Origin of the sequence: Caballeronia sp. LjRoot31 (assembly GCF_964253885.1) — a bacterium.
Lineage (GTDB): Bacteria > Pseudomonadota > Gammaproteobacteria > Burkholderiales > Burkholderiaceae > Caballeronia.
Genome location: NZ_CAXURX020000001.1, coordinates 3,260,811 through 3,278,210 on the forward strand (window position 1 = coordinate 3,260,811; position 17,400 = coordinate 3,278,210).

General features: G+C 54.6%; 11 protein-coding genes. 3 read left to right on the forward strand and 8 right to left on the reverse strand.

Annotated features, from left to right (window positions below; genetic code table 11):
- Window positions 1–37: 37 nt before the first annotated feature.
- Window positions 38–1,408, reverse strand: a complete 1,371-nt coding sequence (locus ACSQ8V_RS14430; protein ID WP_213767082.1) for an undecaprenyl-phosphate glucose phosphotransferase — start codon at window positions 1,406–1,408, stop codon at window positions 38–40.
- A gap of 514 nt (window positions 1,409–1,922) precedes the next feature.
- On the opposite strand from ACSQ8V_RS14430, the gene ACSQ8V_RS14435 reads away from it, so the two are divergent.
- Complete coding sequence (locus tag ACSQ8V_RS14435) at window positions 1,923–3,428, forward strand: mannose-1-phosphate guanylyltransferase/mannose-6-phosphate isomerase (protein WP_436206112.1); 1,506 nt, start codon at window positions 1,923–1,925, stop codon at window positions 3,426–3,428.
- Between the two features lie 115 nt (window positions 3,429–3,543).
- Here ACSQ8V_RS14435 and ACSQ8V_RS14440 read toward each other — a convergent pair whose 3' ends face one another.
- Window positions 3,544–4,521 (reverse strand): transposase, encoded by a 978-nt coding sequence (locus ACSQ8V_RS14440; RefSeq protein WP_436206113.1) that lies wholly within the window; start codon window positions 4,519–4,521, stop codon window positions 3,544–3,546.
- 372 nt (window positions 4,522–4,893) lie between these two features.
- Window positions 4,894–5,925, reverse strand: coding sequence for a glycosyltransferase family 9 protein (locus tag ACSQ8V_RS14445; protein WP_436206114.1), 1,032 nt, complete (start codon window positions 5,923–5,925; stop codon window positions 4,894–4,896).
- A 510-nt stretch (window positions 5,926–6,435) separates the two neighbouring features.
- Between ACSQ8V_RS14445 and ACSQ8V_RS14450 the strand changes: the two genes are divergently transcribed.
- Complete coding sequence (locus ACSQ8V_RS14450) at window positions 6,436–7,851, forward strand: hypothetical protein (protein ID WP_436206115.1); 1,416 nt, start codon at window positions 6,436–6,438, stop codon at window positions 7,849–7,851.
- 118 nt (window positions 7,852–7,969) lie between these two features.
- On the opposite strand, the gene ACSQ8V_RS14455 is transcribed toward ACSQ8V_RS14450, so the two are convergent.
- The gene (locus ACSQ8V_RS14455) at window positions 7,970–9,289 is read right to left on the reverse strand and encodes an IS5 family transposase (RefSeq protein ID WP_436206116.1); all 1,320 of its coding nucleotides are present in this window, start codon (window positions 9,287–9,289) and stop codon (window positions 7,970–7,972) included.
- Window positions 9,290–10,114: 825 nt separating this feature from the next.
- Here ACSQ8V_RS14455 and ACSQ8V_RS14460 point away from each other — a divergent pair.
- A complete protein-coding gene (locus ACSQ8V_RS14460) occupies window positions 10,115–11,053 on the forward strand; it encodes a glycoside hydrolase family 26 protein (protein WP_436206117.1) in 939 nt (312 codons plus the stop codon).
- Window positions 11,054–11,400: 347 nt separating this feature from the next.
- Here the strand turns inward: ACSQ8V_RS14460 and ACSQ8V_RS14465 are convergent, their stop codons facing one another.
- The 4 genes from ACSQ8V_RS14465 to ACSQ8V_RS14480 form a co-directional block, all read right to left on the reverse strand.
- The gene (locus tag ACSQ8V_RS14465; RefSeq protein WP_436206664.1) at window positions 11,401–12,036 is read right to left on the reverse strand and encodes a glycosyltransferase family 4 protein; all 636 of its coding nucleotides are present in this window, start codon (window positions 12,034–12,036) and stop codon (window positions 11,401–11,403) included.
- Window positions 12,037–12,770: 734 nt separating this feature from the next.
- Complete coding sequence (locus tag ACSQ8V_RS14470; protein WP_436206118.1) at window positions 12,771–13,883, reverse strand: glycosyltransferase family 4 protein; 1,113 nt, start codon at window positions 13,881–13,883, stop codon at window positions 12,771–12,773.
- Window positions 13,884–13,895: 12 nt separating this feature from the next.
- Window positions 13,896–15,092 (reverse strand): hypothetical protein, encoded by a 1,197-nt coding sequence (locus tag ACSQ8V_RS14475; protein WP_436206119.1) that lies wholly within the window; start codon window positions 15,090–15,092, stop codon window positions 13,896–13,898.
- A 1,312-nt stretch (window positions 15,093–16,404) separates the two neighbouring features.
- Window positions 16,405–17,355 carry a glycosyltransferase family 2 protein gene (locus ACSQ8V_RS14480; RefSeq protein WP_436206120.1) on the reverse strand — a complete coding sequence of 317 codons (951 nt, stop codon included), beginning with the start codon at window positions 17,353–17,355 and terminating at the stop codon, window positions 16,405–16,407.
- Window positions 17,356–17,400 lie beyond the last annotated feature (45 nt).

A 17,400-nucleotide genomic window follows, 5' to 3' on the forward strand; every position in this document is an offset into this window, starting at 1 on the left:
ATTCAAAGCATTCTTGGCGGGGGTCTTGGTAAACTTCTTAGTAAGCATTCGAACCGGCGAAACCCTTCCACAAGGTCATTGCAACAATCTTCATGTCGAGGCCGAAGGTCCAGTGCTGCATGTAGTACAGGTCGAGTTTCACGCGCCCCATCATCTTCTCGATACGGTCGGTCTCGCCACGAAAACCATTCACTTGCGCCCAGCCGGTGATGCCGGGTTTGATGCGATACCGGTACATGTACCCCTTGACGAGATCCTTGTAGATGTCGTCGTGTTCGAGCGCATGCGGACGCGGACCGACCACCGACATCTCGCCTCTCAGCACATTGATGAACTGCGGCAACTCGTCCAGGCTGGTTCTGCGCAGGAACGCACCCACGCGCGTCACGCGCTTGTCGCCCTTCTTCGCCTGCGTGACGTGACCGGCCGTTTCCTTATGCACTTTCATCGAACGGAACTTGTAGATCTCGAACTCGTAGCCGTCTATGCCCTTGCGTTTCTGCTTGAAGAACACCGGTCCCGGCGAGGACATCTTCACGGCCACCGCCAGCACGATCAGCAACGGCGCGAGGCACAGCAGCACGCCTGCGGCGAACAGGCGGTCGAACACGCGCTTCGGCAGCACCTTGAGGTCGGTGATCGGCGACGCAGCCAGGTTGATGGCCGGCACACCGAGCAGATCAACCACCGCATGGTTGAAGAACGACAGGGCGCGCACGTCCGGTATGAAGCGGATATTTACGAAGTCGTCGCGGAACTCCGTGACGAGCTTGTGGATGATCCGCTCCTGCGAAATCGGCAGTGCCAGCCACAATTCACGAATCGCGCGGCCACGCACCAGCTGCGTGAGGTCATTCAGGTCGCGGCTTACCGGTACGCCGGCCAGCATGACGTCCGGGAAGGTTTCATCGAACACATAGACCGGGCTGAAACCCGCCTCGGGACGGCTGCGCATCTGTTCGATCAAGAACTCCCCATAAGGCGCCGCACCCACGATGGCTACCGCTTTTTGGTTAAAGCCTTCGCGACGGATCAACTTGAGCGTGGCATGTACACCGGCCTTCGAGATCATCAGCAAGGCCGCTGTCGCCGCGCCCCAGTACATCAGCCACATACGTGACAACAAATCCGCGCGATGCACGCTGAAGGTCAGCAGCACGCCCGCGCCCTCCACCATCAGCCACGCCAGCGTCACGCGCCACAGCAGGTCATACACGGGCTTGCCACGCCACGACTGGTATATCCCGAACGACGGGAACGTCATGATCACCAGCACGCAATTGAACGCGAGCAGCGTGCTTTGCATATCGTCGAGCCAGACGGCATTTCCCGCGTGCAGCGATGCGGCCAGCAGCGCGCCCAGCGCAACCATCGCAATGTCGATCATTCTCGAAAGCACGCTCAACATGTAAGACACCTCGGGTGGGTAGATACGGTCTGCCTGGATCTCGCTTCAGCTTCACTCATTGGCTTTGCAAGAGAGAAAGCAAAGGCGGAGAAACGAGAGCGCTCGTCGCCTTGGTACATACCCGTATGAGGCTGGAATTAAATTCATGCTGCAACCGCAAAATAATGCGCGGTTTAATTCACGTCTTTCCGCATATTTATTTTTGTCACGAAGCGGTTTGAAGGCCACGACAGCAGTCTACAGGCGATGTATTGATGAATTTTTTTCAGATTGTTACTGATCGCTCAACACCATGCTGACAAAGGCGTTTAGCCGAATCCAAGGTGATTAATTTTCGAGAAAAAATTCCTGAAAGGTAAGAAAAAAATTCAATCCATGACTCTCGTTACGATTTAGTTACCAAGTTACCGATTTGAGTATGACAAGTGATTATTTTTCTGTTTTTTGATTTATCAGCTATTTAGTACGTGCTAAAAATTGTAATACCCGATCAAGCCCAAGGAGTTCCCTCGTCATGACCGCTCTCGACACGACAATTACCAGCACTCCGCTCACGCCCGGGGCCATTGAAATGAAACTCAGAATCCAGCCGGTCATCCTGGCCGGCGGCGCAGGCACACGCCTGTGGCCCATGTCGCGCGAGCACTTCCCCAAGCAATTGATTGGCTTGATCGGTGACCAGTCGCTGCTGCAATCCACCGCTCAGCGCCTGGATGGCCTGACCTACGGCACTGCGCGTATAGACGACGCAATCATCGTGTGCGGCGAGGATCACCGCTTCACGACCGCCGACCAATTGCGGGCCGCTGGCAGGCGCGCGCATCTCGTCCTTGAGCCGCTTGCGCGCAATACGGCGCCCGCGCTGACTGTCGCTGCCATGCATGCGATGGCGGCTGGTGAAGACGCTATCCTCGTGGTGATGCCCGCAGATCATGTTGTTACGGATACCGAAGCATTTCACAAGGCGATCGGTACAGGCGCCAAGTGCGCCCAGGACAGTGCGATCGTCACCATGTGCATCGTGCCGACGCATGCCGAAACGGGCTACGGTTATATCAAGGTCGGCCAGCAGATGCTTAGCTCGGGCGCGTGGCAACTCGAGAAGTTCGTGGAGAAACCGCATCTCGAACTCGCGCGACAGTACGTCAGCTCCGGCGAATACTGGTGGAACGCGGGGATTTTCATTGTGCGCGCTTCGATATGGCTCAAGGCCATCGAACACTTCCAGCCTGCCATCTACAGCGCCTGCCGTGCCGCCTGCGATGCCGGCACGCACGACGGCGAGTTCTTCCGGCTCGACAAGCAGGCGTTCGCGGCCTCGCCGTCGGACTCTATCGACTATGCCGTCATGGAGCAGTTGGCAAACGACCAGAGCGTCTGCTCGGGTGCCGTCGTGCCGTTGAACGCAGGTTGGTCCGACGTGGGCTCATGGGATGCAATCTGGAAGATCCTGCCGAAGGACGGCGAAGAAAACGTCGCGCGTGGCCGCGTGATGTTCCAGGGGGCTTCATCCACGTATGCGCATTCCGAAGGCCGGCTGATCGCGTGCGTGGGAACGCATAACCTGGTGATCGTGGAAACGGCGGATGCCATTCTCGTCGCGGACAAGGAGTGCGTGCAGGACGTGAAGGCGATCGTCGGGCGCATCAAAGCAGAGCAAGGCAAGGAGGCCGCGGATCATCGCAAGGTGCATCGGCCGTGGGGTCATTACGATTCCATCGATAACGGCGAGCGCTTCCAGGTCAAGCGGATCGTGGTGAAACCGGGCGCGCGGCTGTCACTGCAAATGCATCATCACCGCGCCGAACACTGGGTCGTGGTACGCGGTACGGCGCTTGTCACGCGCGGCACCGAGACGTTTATTCTTGCGGAAAACGAATCCACCTACATCCCGATCGGCGTGCAACACCGGCTCGAGAACCCGGGCAAGATGCCGCTTGAAATGATCGAGGTGCAGTCGGGAACGTATCTGGGCGAAGACGATATTGTCCGTTTCGACGACAAGTACGGCCGGCAATAAAAATACCGGGCGGCACGTGATTGACACGCGCCGCTCGGCGTTTCGAGCTCAAAACCATTTTGAGTCAAACCAGACAGACTGGAACAGACGCGGTCGTCCTGTGCACTATCCGGCGTTAGCCTTGCACGTCCGCATAGCGGCGGATCTCAACGCGCTCCGGCGCTGCGGCGGGTTCATGCTTCGGCTCGCTCTGCGGCGCGTAGCCGGCCGCATTGACAACGGGCGCTGCACGATGAGGCGCGTCCGCAGCGGTTTGCGGAGGATGACTCACGCGCGTGGATTGCGCCGCGATCCATCTGCGAGACCATTCGAGCGCGTAGTCCGCCGCTTCCTGCGGGTTTTCGTAGCGCGGACCGATCAGGCCAGAACGTTCCACCCGGCGGCCGTCCTTCACTATTTCGGCCCAGCCGCGGAACATGCTGCCCGCTACCGGCCGCGCGATGGCGTAGATGGCGTAGCCGCGGCCGTCATGCACAGGGGCGCAGTCGGGCTCGAAGGCCATTGGCAAGGGATCGACGGAATGGTGCCATGCCCCCGCGCCCGACGGCTCGCGCTGTAGCGAACGCGAAGCCGTGCTGACCATGGCCGCCCTGCCTGCCGACAGCGGCGTTGGCGCATTGGCGCGCGCAACGTCGTGCGCTTCAGCTATCCGGCGCGGGACGGTATTGAACAATGCGTCCACCGCGTTTGCGCCGTTTCCGTCGGAGCCGCCCCACGACTCCGGGTTCTGCCAGAACACGCCGCGCAGCCGATCGCATTCGTAGGTGGCCTGCGTCTGGCGCGGCGGCGCTTCGGTGGGCGTGGACGGCAGGATGGCGAAGGACCGGCCACGCGATGCCAGCCGCGTCACCATTTCGATCAGCGTGCCGTTCATTTGCCAGTCGTTGAAACGACGGCGGCAGGTGGGCACGGTCGGGTAGTGACTGGGCAGCTTCGACCAGGTTTCGCCGGTAGTGAGAATCCACAGCACGGCATTCACGATCGTGCGCGGATGCGCACGCGGACGGCCACGCCGGTGTTCACGGACTTCGCCTTCAGTCACGAGGGCGGCAACCAATGCCCATTCTTCATTACTGAGTTCGTCGAAAAACATTGCGTTGCTCCATGCAGCCGGACCGCGCTGCGAATGTTGAACCAAGCGTAGCAGGCATTTTTTCCGCCTGTAAACGGATGAATCAAGAAATTCGAGGTATTCGCAAACGTTTGCTAAAAACAACAAGATGGTGCATGTAATCTGCATCAAATCCGCTACCTGGTGCAGAACAGGTTCCAAAGCGGCGCACAACCCAACTCTGGCATCTTGCGTATGAAGATTATTGCAGGAAGCATACCACCCTAATGGTTTGCCCGAATATGACAAAGCAGTAGATTTTCAGCGACCGTTATCACAAATAATTCTTACACTTCCAAGTAATTTATTCCGATTTACCGATTGACGTATTCAGTACGCTTTTCGGTGCATCTATTAAGCAAATCCAGAAAAATCCGTATCTATCCTTAGCGCCCGATAAGCGCGTTCGACCCGTTCGACATCTGATGCCCGGTTGCTGGCTTGTATGCCTTCCAATTCAGGAACTGGTAAGGAAACGGCCTTGCAGTGTGGATAATCGCGCACCCGTAAATCAGGCGCGATGGTCGTGAAAAACGCCGTCGTCGGGATATCAAAGCCGGCGGCTATATGAACGGCGGCTGTATCCGGCGTCACCAGATAAGCCGCGTGCTTGATCCACGCAAGGAAATCTGCCGTGTCGGGCGCTCGCGAAGTGACGTCAGTGTAAAGCATATGATCGATAGCGCCAAAGCCTGCTATGGGAAGCCTGTAGCGCTGCCATAAGGCTTCGACGAAATCCTTGTGCATAGATGCAGGAATGCTGCGCACCGGCGTACTTGCGGTCGGGCACAGCAACACATAGTCGCCCTTTAGCGTCTGAGGCCTTGGCAACGCCAGCTTCTGCAGCCAGTGATTGCGCTTGTCTATAGCCTGGACTTCGTCGGCCTTAATCCCCATTGCATCGAGAAAAAAATCGATCATCGGCAGCGAAGCGAACTTTGGCCAGAATAAATGATTGCCTAGGTCCACGCCCAATTCTTTGTAAGTAATTGCGTCAAGTTTCACCGGCAAATCCACGATGGAACCCAATAACGGTGCGGCTAGCTCGTAAAGACGCTTTACGTAGCCAGGCGCATGAGCCGGTCGATAAATCGTGAAGGAAATGCGCGGAAACTGGGCCTTGATGGCGGTAAGAGCAGTAAGGCCGATGACGGAATCACCCAGTGTCACACCCATGCCATTAATCACGTGTACACGCGACTGAGCTGCGTAATCCGGATTGAATTCAGCCAAAGCGGCATTGCGAATGCCGTTTGAAAGCCCGAGTGCGCGATAACCCACGGCATGGCTATCCGTTACTTCGATATCGTAAGGCGCCACGATCTCGTGTTGCGGCGAAAGCAGCGATCCCACATTCGTCAACGCAGAGATATCGTCAAGCAGCATTTGCGGAATCCAGATGGTTGCACCCGCGCGGTGGCGGCACTTGTCAAAATCGGTGGCGTGGTCGGATAACGGCGCTTGACGTCACAGGTGGCGATGTACGTCCTCGCACCCCGGCCGCGACCTGTCGATGCAGACCTCCCAACACGGTAGGATCGGCCTCACCGGAGACCTGGGGCGGAAAGCCCCCCCCCTCTGCTCGGGTATTCCGAGAGCGGCTTTCAGCCATTTCTCCGGAACGGGATATATATCACGATCGCTGCAGGCGGACAGAAAACTCCGCGTCGAGACCCCGCTGAATCCCCTGGCGTCGGACGCGAATGTCACTTGTACACGGCCGCCGAAACCTAATTGCCAAGCCTACCTTCATAACATTTTGTAGCTTGGTACGGGAACGAACAGAGCACCGTCCCATCGTGCGCGAAAGTGAAGGTTCCCCTCAGTTCCGCATGGAGATCAACGCACGTGGTTCGTCACCAGCCAGACATGCCACCAAGCGGGCGGAACGCACGCATGGAGTTCTCTTGCGCGATTTGCGGGGCTGGCCCTGCGGGCATGGGCTTCCTCTTTCATGCGTTCAAGACCGGCAAACTGAGGGACATCGCCAGAAACGGCCTTTTGATTATTGACAAACGCTTCTGGCTCGGCTCGGGGAAACTCGGCGACTATGCAAACGTCATCGGCAATTCAATCGGGAAAACTTTCCTCGCCTGTCTCGAACACGAAAGCTTTGAAGAGGTGTTCGACGACCTCCGCAAATACTCTCCGCTGTACAAGCAGATGGTCGCTGCGGGCGATGGCGCACCGTACCTTTCCGATGTCGGCGACCTGCTCGCACTCGCGGCCGAGCGACTCATTTCCCACCTAGCTGCCCGTTACGACGTGAAAGTGCTTCGCGGCTGTGAGATCGACACGATCCGACGCCTTAAAAGCGGTCACTTCGACATCGTTTATCACGACGTGCGTAACCCGGCCGTCCACCACATGGTATCAAGCGACACCGTCGTGATGAATCTCGGGGGCAGGCAGCGCGTGGAGGAAATCGACGAACTGTGTAGCGGACTTGGCGTATCGCCGCCGGGCGTCGGCGTCAAGACCTACGCATCTGACGATTTGCTGAGCATGACGACTGCGCGCCTGGTAGGCACGTTCGCGCGTTATTTCCCTCAGGGCCCGACCCGCCGCCCGAATCGGATCACGGTCATCGGCGGCTCGCACAGCGCGTTCTCGATAGTGGACCGCCTCGCGACGGAGCTAGGCTGTGTTGGCCTTGATGAGATCGCTGTGATCCACCGCTCGCCGATCCGTTTATTTTTTGAAACAGCCGAAGAAGCGCGTGCCAATGGCTATCCGGTTGACGAACCGAACGACGTTTGCCCGATCTCAAAGCGTGTTAATCGTTCGAGCGGCTTACGGTACCGTGCGTTCGATGTCGCGCGGTCGATCATTTCAAGCGGCCGTATGCCCGACGCGAAACCGCGCGTCGAACTGATCGAAGCCGGAACCGGGGATGGTGCTAGCACACGCGCCAGCGATTACCTCAGCGGGTCGCTCGCGGTAATCCACGGTGCGGGATATGGGCCAAATACGTCCGTGCTGATTGATCATTGGGGCGAGTCTATCCCGTTGCAACTCGGCCAAGGCGGACTGATGTCCGATACATTCGGGCGCCCGTTCGATGCGAACGGCGACGTTGTGCGCGGATTGTTCTCGTTTGGTCTTGGCGCCGGGTTCCGCCCCGACGCTCAGATCGGCAGCGAGGCGGCGTTCCGGGGACGCATCTACGGAGTGTGGATCTTTCACCATACCATCGGGGGAAAGGTGTTGGATGGTGTGCTGCGAGCGCTGGCTTCGGTGCCGGACATGGACAAGGAAGAACCAATCACAGCACGGCGTGAACGCAGCATTGCGCGGATGAATAACAAATAACCGCATACCTGTGGTCCGGATCCGCTTCCGAAAATACGAGCAATTGGCAGAACGCGGCGGCAAACAGTCTATTACTGAGTCGGCCCTGAACAATTGATTTTGCTCGCTGCGAGTTGAGTCACGATAGGGACTTGCAAGCGAGTGTGTTCAACAACAAGACCAGCATAAGGGCGTAAAAAAACCGCAGCTTCCTGAGGATCATGCGCAGGTTGTGGCCGGCACCGCACAGTACCGCGTGCATCGCATCGCCCAACGCGCCTTTGAGCCAATTACGATCGAGTTTGCCATCCGCTTTCATGTGACCGATGGCCGGCTCGATCGCGCTACGCCGCCGGATCATCGCCCGTAGCCCACGCGTGATGCCACGCCTCAAACCAGGGTGGTAAATCTTTACGCCGTCGAGCGCGACGCCCTTGTAACCCCGATCCACAATCGCCACTTCCGGACTGACATCGCTAAGGATTGCCGCCTGCTCCAAAGCCTCAGCCAGCGTGTGCCCATCGTACGGATTGCCGGGCATTGAGCGCGCGCCGACTACCAGCCCTTCCTTGTGAGTCGTTGTGATCGATACCTTCACGCCAAATTCATATGGTATGCGAACCTTTCCTTTGGCCAGGCACTCGACTTCCGGTGCGTGCAGCGCGTACAGCTTGTTCTTGTCCTTGGGCTTCTGCGACAGAATCCGCTTCGTACGGGCAATCAGTTCCAGCAGCGCAGTGCGACCCGAGTCCGACGCTCGGTCGACTTGCCGTTCGACATCGCGCATCACCCGGCCCACACGCGAGCGCAGCGTACGCAACGTCTTTCTCATGCGCTTGTACTGCTTGGCGTGCGCGTAGCGGCCAATTTGCAGTGCCAGGCGTGGCGCCTCGCGGTTGTAGTTCTGTCTGAGCTTGAGTCCGTGGCGCGCGGCGGCTTTGACCAGATGTTCACGGCACCGCTCGAGCAAGCGTGAATCGGTTGGATGGGCAATTGCCTTGGGCATCACCGTCGTGTCGACGATCACGCGCTTCACGCTCGACGCTTTGATCACGCCTGCACGTTTGGCCGCTTCGATCGTCGCCGCCAACAGTTCTTCAACACCTGCTTCACCAAGGCGCTTGCGCCAGCGTGTCAGGCTCGACGGATCGATCGGCGGCTCGGTTTGCAGGAACGTCTCGCCAGTGAAGACTTGCCAATAGGGGTTCTCGACCCATTGCCACACGACGTCCTCATCAGACAGGTCAAATGCGTGTTGCAGATAGAGCAGGCCCGCGATCAAGCGCGGTGATGTCGCGGGTCGTCCGGCACTGGACACGAAGCTCTCACTCATCGCTGTGCCTAGTCGCTCCCAATCGATCAAGCCGGCCAAGCGCACCAAGGGATGCTTCAAATTGATCTGCTCAAGCAGCGGTTGGCGGAAGAAATCTCGCTCTGTCACACGTGCTTTCGGACCCATTCGGACCTCGCCAGAATTTGCAGGGTTTCGTGCATTAATATGCCCGTCTCCTGCAATTCCAGCAATCCGGTTTCGCCCTTAAACGCCCGTCAGTAAAGGCTTTGGCGATTGTTCAAGGCCGACTACTGAGAGACCCTACGGGAGCGCGCGCGTCGCCCGTATATAGTGTGGACACCCCTCGCTGGCACTACCGTCCCGATATAGAGTATTGATAGGGTCGAACACGACCTACTTGTTCTCTTTCTCACACTGGCCATGTCCACGTGATTTGCGGGGAGTTCGTGTTCGGAAAGCGCTGCTTGCACGGTAGATCTACTTGCTTCATCTTCAGTTCTTTGGTCGTTGCAGAGCTTCTCCAGGGGGCACCGGAAAGCCTTTCACGGATCCAACCAAAACAGCAACTCGCGAGGGTGTCCGACGACGGTCATGTTTAATAACATAAGGTTCGACCTCGCAACGACGCTCTTTTATGCGTAGACATCGTCCGTACAACGGCCGCTGCCTAAGCATCCGATTTTTCGGGAAGCAGGCCAACCTGCCGTTGCCGAGGTAATTCGCGGGGCCTGGGTCCCGCGCCGCTGTACTTCTACTATATGTTGGCCAGCCTCACTATACAAACCACGCGGGAACGTGTCCTACCATACGGATTAAAGATTCTCGGCGCGACAAGTTTGTGGGTGCGAAGGGGCGGCTTTTCCTTCGCGTTCACCCTTTCACGCTCCCACTCGACGATGAAGCCACGCCTTGACTTGCGCCGGATTTTTCCGGCGGCATGTTGCTCGGGCGCAGAGCGGCCCCCGGATTGTCTGTTCATGAGGTAGATCAATGCCACACTTTAAACTGCTCGCCGCGGCATCTTTGCTAGCGCTATCGTCCATCAGCGCAAACGCCGAACAATTTGCCGCGGTAGGCCTCCATTCCGAGGGTGATTCAGATACTTCGCAATACAAATCGTTTGGGGCTTGGCTAGGCAAGCCAGTTCTTTATCGGGTTGTCTTTACAGCACGAGATACGTGGCGCGATGTTGCCGATCCCTATTTTATTGGCGCCACTAAAGATTGGCTCAATGGCGATCCCAAGCATGTCGAGGTCATGTCGGTTCCATTACAGCTTCCTTCGGACAAGACACCGAAATTTTCGGCCATCATCAGTGGCCAGCAAGATAAAACATTCAGGGATCTGGCTAGCAACATAAAGTCAACCGGTCATCCCGAACGGGTAATTATCCGCCTAGGCTGGGAACACAATGGCAAATGGTTTCCCTGGAGCGCGATTGACGATCCGTCCGGTTACAAGGCGGCTTTTCGGCGCGTGGTCATCGTCATGCGCAAAGTCGCACCTCAAATACGGTTCGACTGGAATACGGATTTTCAGAGCTACAGCGCGTCTGACTGGAGGAGCGCTTACCCTGGCGACGATGTCGTCGACATCATATCGATGGACGTTTACGATGAATACCATCACGGCTGGGATGATATAAAAAATGCCGATGCGGGTTTGAAAGCTTTGAGAAGTTTTGCTCGACAGCATCAAAAGCCGGAAGCTTATCCCGAATGGTCTTGTTCGACTGCGGATAAGGGCCATGGAGATTGCCCGTCGTTCGTCGAAAACTTCTACGCATGGTTGGCGCAGGGGGCGCCCAATGTACTATATCAAGCGTATTGGAACACTTTTCTCGGCGGTCCCGATGCCGCCATCGAAGGCCCCGGTTCCGGTCGTGTTCCTCTGGCGGCAGCGAAATATCGAACGCTGTTTTCCCGATAAGCATTGCCGTCAAGACTGGGGTTTCCCGGTCGAGACATTAGCCTCCGGACCGCATGAACGTCGACAGAATTGGCCTCATCCGCGGAGTACGATATTCACTTGCAAAACCACATCTTCCGGATGAACTAACCGCGCCTACGTCCAACTGGCCTCAAATCATTGCTCCCTACCCTGTTGCTCGGAACGGACGTAGCCGACATATCATGCGATCCACTAAAGCGTGTCCCCGTCGCACATCTCTTCATTGACAAGGCCCATCAAAGCCACGAAAAGCCGCATCAATTCATGGCTCAGAACTTTGTTGGTAGAAAAATCTTGACTAAGTTCGGCGGGTTGAATGCTAGCTCCTAAATGTCAGAATCGCCCTCGACCCGAAGATTGTCAATTGCGCCGCTACTCTGCGAGCCTGTTTCCAGTGCCGGCGCCCACCGCGAGGTAGCCTGATTGAACCGCCTTTTATGTGCGGCCTCTAACAGGCAGGTGGAAATAATTTCCAGATATCTGTTTCGATTAGTCTGAAAATCAAAATGACTCGAGACAAAGAATGCCGACGCCTCGCTCATTCGCCAGTAAAGATCGCTTTTCATCGCCAGCTCCATACAGCGGGACGAGATATCTTCAGCATCTCGACAAATGAATAGCTCTTTACCTGACTCGACGTTTAAACCGATTGCACCATCTGGAGTCGTAATGGTCGGTATTCCACGTGCCAGCGATTCCAGCACCTTCGTCTTGATACCTGTGCCTCCAAACATTGGAGCCAGGTGAAGGTGCATGCGCGCAAAGAGTGGCTCTGGATCTTCGACGAACCCGGTAAAAACAGTATCGGGACGTTCGTAGCGTGCAATCAAATCGGGCGGACACTGCCCCACGGCATAGAAGCAAAAATCCATGCCGCGGGAGCGTAATGCCGGCAGGACGGTATCTAGCACATACTGCACGGCCATACGGTTCGCGCCCGTCCGCATATTACCTAAAAACATCAGATTTTTCCGCTCGACTGAGGCGGGCATACGCCGGTTCCGAATTGTCGTCGCCTTGATAGATGGAGGAATGGAGAAAACATTTAAGGCACCTGTCCTCTCTCTGAGAAGCTTTGCTTCCGCGTGAGAAACGAACGTTACCGCGCTGTGCACGTTCGGACTTCTCCGTTCCATGCGGTCAATTGCCCACCTTTCATAAGAGAATATCGCCGGTGCGAATGATTCAACAATTTTTCGCAAAAATGGTGGCACCCGATTTCGAAAGGTACCGAGCGACCGGCTACTTGAATTCTCCCGTTTAGCTTGAGAATATCGCGAAGATAAAAGGTCATCCAGTTCAATTAGAGAGGTGCAAATATCGGATGGAAAAAGCATAGACGTACGAAGCATATCTGCAATAACAAGTTCGCATTGCTTTTTCAGCATGATTGCCTGAATTTGACGCTTTGCTTCTTTGGACATGTACATTGCAACCTGGAATGGCAGAAGCCTCCCAGCACACATCCATTGGACGATCCACAGGCGAACCGGCGGAAGATCGAGTACATAAAATTCAAACGACGGGAACCTGGCCTGATATTTTCGTATATCAATAGATTCCACTTTTGCCTTGAATATGACAACACTGACCCTATATCTGATTTCCAAAAATTCGAGAGACTGTAAAATCATCTTTTCACGGCCACCAGAGGTAGGGAGAAATGGACGCGACGCGATGTATAGAATCGGAACGCTCATTTGCATGTCTCCAAGAATAGTTTCAATCGGTCAGAAGATGTGCGTCGTTCGAATAAGCTCGAGTTTTGAATAAGCGGCAGCGTTCTATTTAATTCGTCAAGTTGTCTACGATCGTTCAGCGCACTTATCCATTCAATCGCTGTCTGCTTAATAAGGATCGCCGGATCACCGATCAGCGGGATTCCCCGTACGCCTCTCGGAGTACTGATTATCGATTTCCTGTTGTAAATGATCTCCGCAACCTTGAGATTAAGCCCGGCTCCCGACACAATCGGAGCCAGGAATATATTTGCTTTCTCCCAAATAGCCGTTGCATCACGCACGAAGCCATGACCTACGACATTAGAGCGTCGATACCGATCAGCATCGGAATTCATTCCGATAAGGTGTAACTTGATATCCGTAACCACGTGCGGAAAGACTTCCTCAAGCAGCCAGTTCACCGCGTCTTGATTAGGCCACCAGTCCATATTTCCCAAAAACGCCACATTAATCGGCTCTCCGTGAGAACAGTCGTGGCACTTCTCCGAAACGGAAGAATCGAAAGACGGCAGCAAACAAAAGCGATTATCAAAATCGATCGATTCAGTCTCCGATTTCATTTCATCAAGTGATATAAAAATCTTGTTTTTAATTTTTGTATATGCATATTTCTGAAAATTCACCAACTTTCTGCACTCTGCCTTAAGCAGTGGAGCAAGTAGCGGATGACGAATCTTCATCAGTCGCTCTTTGTAAAGCCGTGCCTCGTCATTGTGTTGAATAAGTACAAGGCGGACGCGATCCAGAACCGGCCGCATGTAAATAACGGTTTCGAGGTGATCGAAAATCACGACGTCCGCGTTGGATGCTTGTATCTTCTCTGAGAACGACCGGCGGGTCTCCGCTCGATCAAAGTAAATGACTTTCGCCGGATTTCTGGCGAAGATTGATCTGAGAAACGCATGCGCGATCTTCCACCGTCTCCACTTGGGTGGGTTTTCGTAAACGTACAGCACGTCAACACGATCGCAAATTCGCTGAAGCTGGGAGATGATTTGATTCGAATAAACCATCCCGCCGTTGGATGCTTTGCGATCGCATACATGAGATAAAAATACAACATTCATTTTTCGCGCCCTTTAAACGTACTGAACGAAGGGAATGATCGAATCGCTGTCTGGCGGTGGTTTAAATGAAAAAAAGTAAAATAATAGAAATATCGAAATCGGCTGGAGTAATGCACCGGAAAGAAAGAACTGCATACAGAAGAGACCGAACGCAATCGGGAAGTGACGAACAGCTCCAAATATGCGAATAGTGATCAGGGCAAGAAGCGGTAAGCCACCAATCAATCCATATTCAATGACGGCCTTTGGAATCGCTGGAAAGTTTGCAATTTGGCCGCCTTTCAAACGATCGACTGCACCCGCGCCATATCCGACAAGAAGGTCAGATGCGCTATTAAGAGATAGTTGGGTTAATCGTTCATAGGGTGTTGAAAAACGCATTGAACCGCTGCTGTCCTGCGAATCCAATTCCCCTGCGCGATCTAAGACGGTTGGATTTGAAACGACTGCAGCAATAACCAGTAACGCGCAGATCCCGGAACCAACGACCACCCGCCTGTTCGACAAGTTGAACAGAACGGCGATTGGAAGCGTGACTGCAATCAGTAATAGACCTGTTCCAGAGAAAGTGCACGCGAGCGCGAGAACTTGCATGCCCATGACGATGACTCGACGAAATACAAGTATTTCTATCAACAATGCAAGCGCCATAAATTGAGATAAAAAAGATGGCTCAAGAAAGAAATAAGCGTTCGATTTATAAATCGGCGATCCATATATAATAGGATACGTGACCACGTAACCTTCAATCTGGAACGATGCGGGAAGTAGATTGAGCGGATCGAAATACGGTATTCCGAGATAGGCTTGACTGGCGTACTGCCAAATTGCGACTGCAGCAAACCCACACATCATTGTGGAAAACCATTTAAAGCCATCCACGGGGCGTGCATCTATATTTTCAGTAGTAATGGGGCCAAGGCAAAAGGGCAGATAAAGAGAACAAAGATAGAGTAATGACGTGATCGAAAATGGTCTGCTTGCAAGAAGGCATGTAATGAACAGGAGACTTAAAACACCAAGGACGCACATTAAAAGTGCGCGTTTTATGGCGAGTTTATTCGTGAAACATAAGAAGATAGTCATTGCAAGGTAAATCGGCAATGCAATCGGTAGCTGAGTCCCACCGACTGGAAACGCCAAACGTTGCGTAATGACAGCGATAAAGAAGATCCAGAAAATCCCTTTATCTGCAGACGTGCGTTCCATCTCGAGCTCACTTGTTTAGAGAGGCGTTTCCATGAATACTTCACACTTCGTCCGGTTTAAGACTTAGTTCCCAGCCTCGCGTTGGGTGGACCACGCCAAGGGCCGGACCTCGCCTCAAACTCAACATCCGTTTCTCGAACTCCGAAACACATCGTGAGGACCAGTCTGCACATCGCTACGTGGTTCAATCGCTAGAACGGAGGCTGTTGCCAGCGCACTGAAGCCGGTCCTTCGGCTTTCGACCGACAAATGACCCACGAAATATATTTAGTATTACTAATTACAAGTACTAAAATCAGCCCGGCAATCAATCACAACGGCTACTCGCGGACGGCCATTTCCTGGCGAGTTTTCATTCGCCAAAGACGCGGTCTCGTGCGTTTTTCGATTTGTGAAGATGTAGGCGGAGCATGGCGGGTTCGGGGCTACGGTACAGAAACTGACCGCCGTTACCGCACCGAAACAAAGGCCGGGATGTCGTTTCGATACTGCTCAGTTGCACCAAGCGTGTGACGGTTTTGCAAGTCGGCATTCCTCTTGGTTGCATGGTCAGCTCGCTTTGATAAAGTCGTCCCTCCTGTTTATACGGTACTTCACCAGACGCGAACGTGCGATTCCGCACTGAAGCGCGGAACGAATCCAGTTTTGCTTGTGTCTGATGAAACCGACCGCTAGCTGCCTCAGTAGAGCGGCACGGCGGTCGTTAGACAGATGGGAGTACTCCCCTAGCCTCTCATAAAGCCACCGAGGAGGCCAACCAGAACCCGGCATCCGTCGATGTGACGCTGCTCCGGCTAGTTAATTAACTATCCTATCTATAATGCGAAAACATTCTTCCCAGACCGGTTTCATGCATGCGGGAGATCAGAAGCATCCCCGTGAAATAGTGCTCGGCTTCTATGCTCCATGCATTTCATCCGACCTACAGTTGCGATTGAATCGAGCTAAGCACCCTCTTCGCGCTGATCGCCAACAAGCCAGTACGACGCAGTGCCTTCGCGTCTGTCAAGCGACAGGTCAAGCGTATCGATCAATTCGGGTCACGCCACGGCTAGAATTGCAAACCATTCGTTCGGACTGCATGCGCCAACTCCAACCCCGCCAAATTCAGAACACTTTGTCCTGCAATCGTTGGAGGGGACACTATCCGTTCCAATCAATTGATGGCCCAGTCGCACCGGTCGGGGTTTTTCGATTGATGTCTTCAAGCATCACTTGTCACAGGTATCCAGTGCTCGCGGTCGTTAGTCATCGCTAGCGACCAGACATCCTCAGGCGCGGCGACACAGCCTCTCATTTCGTGACACACCGGTCAACGCTCCGCTTGGTCAGCCGTGGCAACGCGCCTATGAACACTCGGATCAGTGACCGACAATGTGAGGCCGGCCTTAAAGCCCTTGAATACACTCATCCTTGCCGCCGGCGAAAATTTCACACACCTCACCGCCATCCCCACGATCGAATAGGTAATGGCGATTGTCGAATGGGCGAAAGGTAAGTGCTTGCGACTAAAGTAAACGCGATTGCGTGACGTGTAGTAAAGAGTGAACGGACTTTCTTTGCCGCCCGTCGACACCGCGACTTTATGGGCGATACAGGATGTGGGCACGTATAGCAGTTGAATCTTTGCGTCGTTCATGCGCCAGACAAAGTCGCTATCATCGTAGTAAACAAAGTACTTTTCGTCCATCAACCCAACGCGGTCGAACACGCTTTTGTGCAGGAGCATGAAGCAGGTAGGCGCGTACTCGGTGAACATCTCCTCGTCAAACTGACCCCGATCCTCCAGTTGGTACCCTATGTGCGGGGTTATCCCCTTGAGGCGCGAGAACCAGCCTCCAGCGCACCAGATCTGGTTCGTTCCGTGATAGATAATTTTCGGCACCGAGGCCAATGCGCCCGCTGCTGTGGCTCGCCACAGCAGGTTGGACACCGCTGTCGGGTTTCGGAACTCGATGTCGTTGTTCGCCAGAAGCACGTATTCGCAGCCGTCATCGAGCGCCATCTGAATACCCTGATTATTACCGCGTGCCACCCCGACGTTTGCGTTGTTGAATACGATCTCCGTGTCGATATTGTATTGGGTCGAAAGCTCACGCGACAACACGCTACCAGTGTCTTTCGCACCATTATCTATCACATACAACCTAAAGTTCAGATGCGTCTGAACAGAAAGGCTCGCAAAAAAATCGGGGAGGACGTCGTCGGAATTGTAGAGAACGGTAACCACGCCGATCAACGGGGTCTCAGTTGTGACTGCCATCGTGCCTCCTTGGACCTATTACACAATCAGCCCAAGGGCTGATAA

Coding starts and splice junctions, on each gene's coding strand:
- ACSQ8V_RS14475 (WP_436206119.1), bottom strand. CDS start 15,092: ATGGAACGCACGTCTGCAGATAAAGGGATTTTCTGGATCTTCTTTATC.
- ACSQ8V_RS14445 (WP_436206114.1), bottom strand. CDS start 5,925: ATGCTGCTTGACGATATCTCTGCGTTGACGAATGTGGGATCGCTGCTT.
- ACSQ8V_RS14435 (WP_436206112.1), top strand. CDS start 1,923: ATGACCGCTCTCGACACGACAATTACCAGCACTCCGCTCACGCCCGGG.
- ACSQ8V_RS14450 (WP_436206115.1), top strand. CDS start 6,436: ATGGAGTTCTCTTGCGCGATTTGCGGGGCTGGCCCTGCGGGCATGGGC.
- ACSQ8V_RS14480 (WP_436206120.1), bottom strand. CDS start 17,355: ATGGCAGTCACAACTGAGACCCCGTTGATCGGCGTGGTTACCGTTCTC.
- ACSQ8V_RS14470 (WP_436206118.1), bottom strand. CDS start 13,883: ATGAATGTTGTATTTTTATCTCATGTATGCGATCGCAAAGCATCCAAC.
- ACSQ8V_RS14465 (WP_436206664.1), bottom strand. CDS start 12,036: ATGTTTTTAGGTAATATGCGGACGGGCGCGAACCGTATGGCCGTGCAG.
- ACSQ8V_RS14460 (WP_436206117.1), top strand. CDS start 10,115: ATGCCACACTTTAAACTGCTCGCCGCGGCATCTTTGCTAGCGCTATCG.
- ACSQ8V_RS14430 (WP_213767082.1), bottom strand. CDS start 1,408: ATGTTGAGCGTGCTTTCGAGAATGATCGACATTGCGATGGTTGCGCTG.
- ACSQ8V_RS14440 (WP_436206113.1), bottom strand. CDS start 4,521: ATGTTTTTCGACGAACTCAGTAATGAAGAATGGGCATTGGTTGCCGCC.
- ACSQ8V_RS14455 (WP_436206116.1), bottom strand. CDS start 9,289: ATGGGTCCGAAAGCACGTGTGACAGAGCGAGATTTCTTCCGCCAACCG.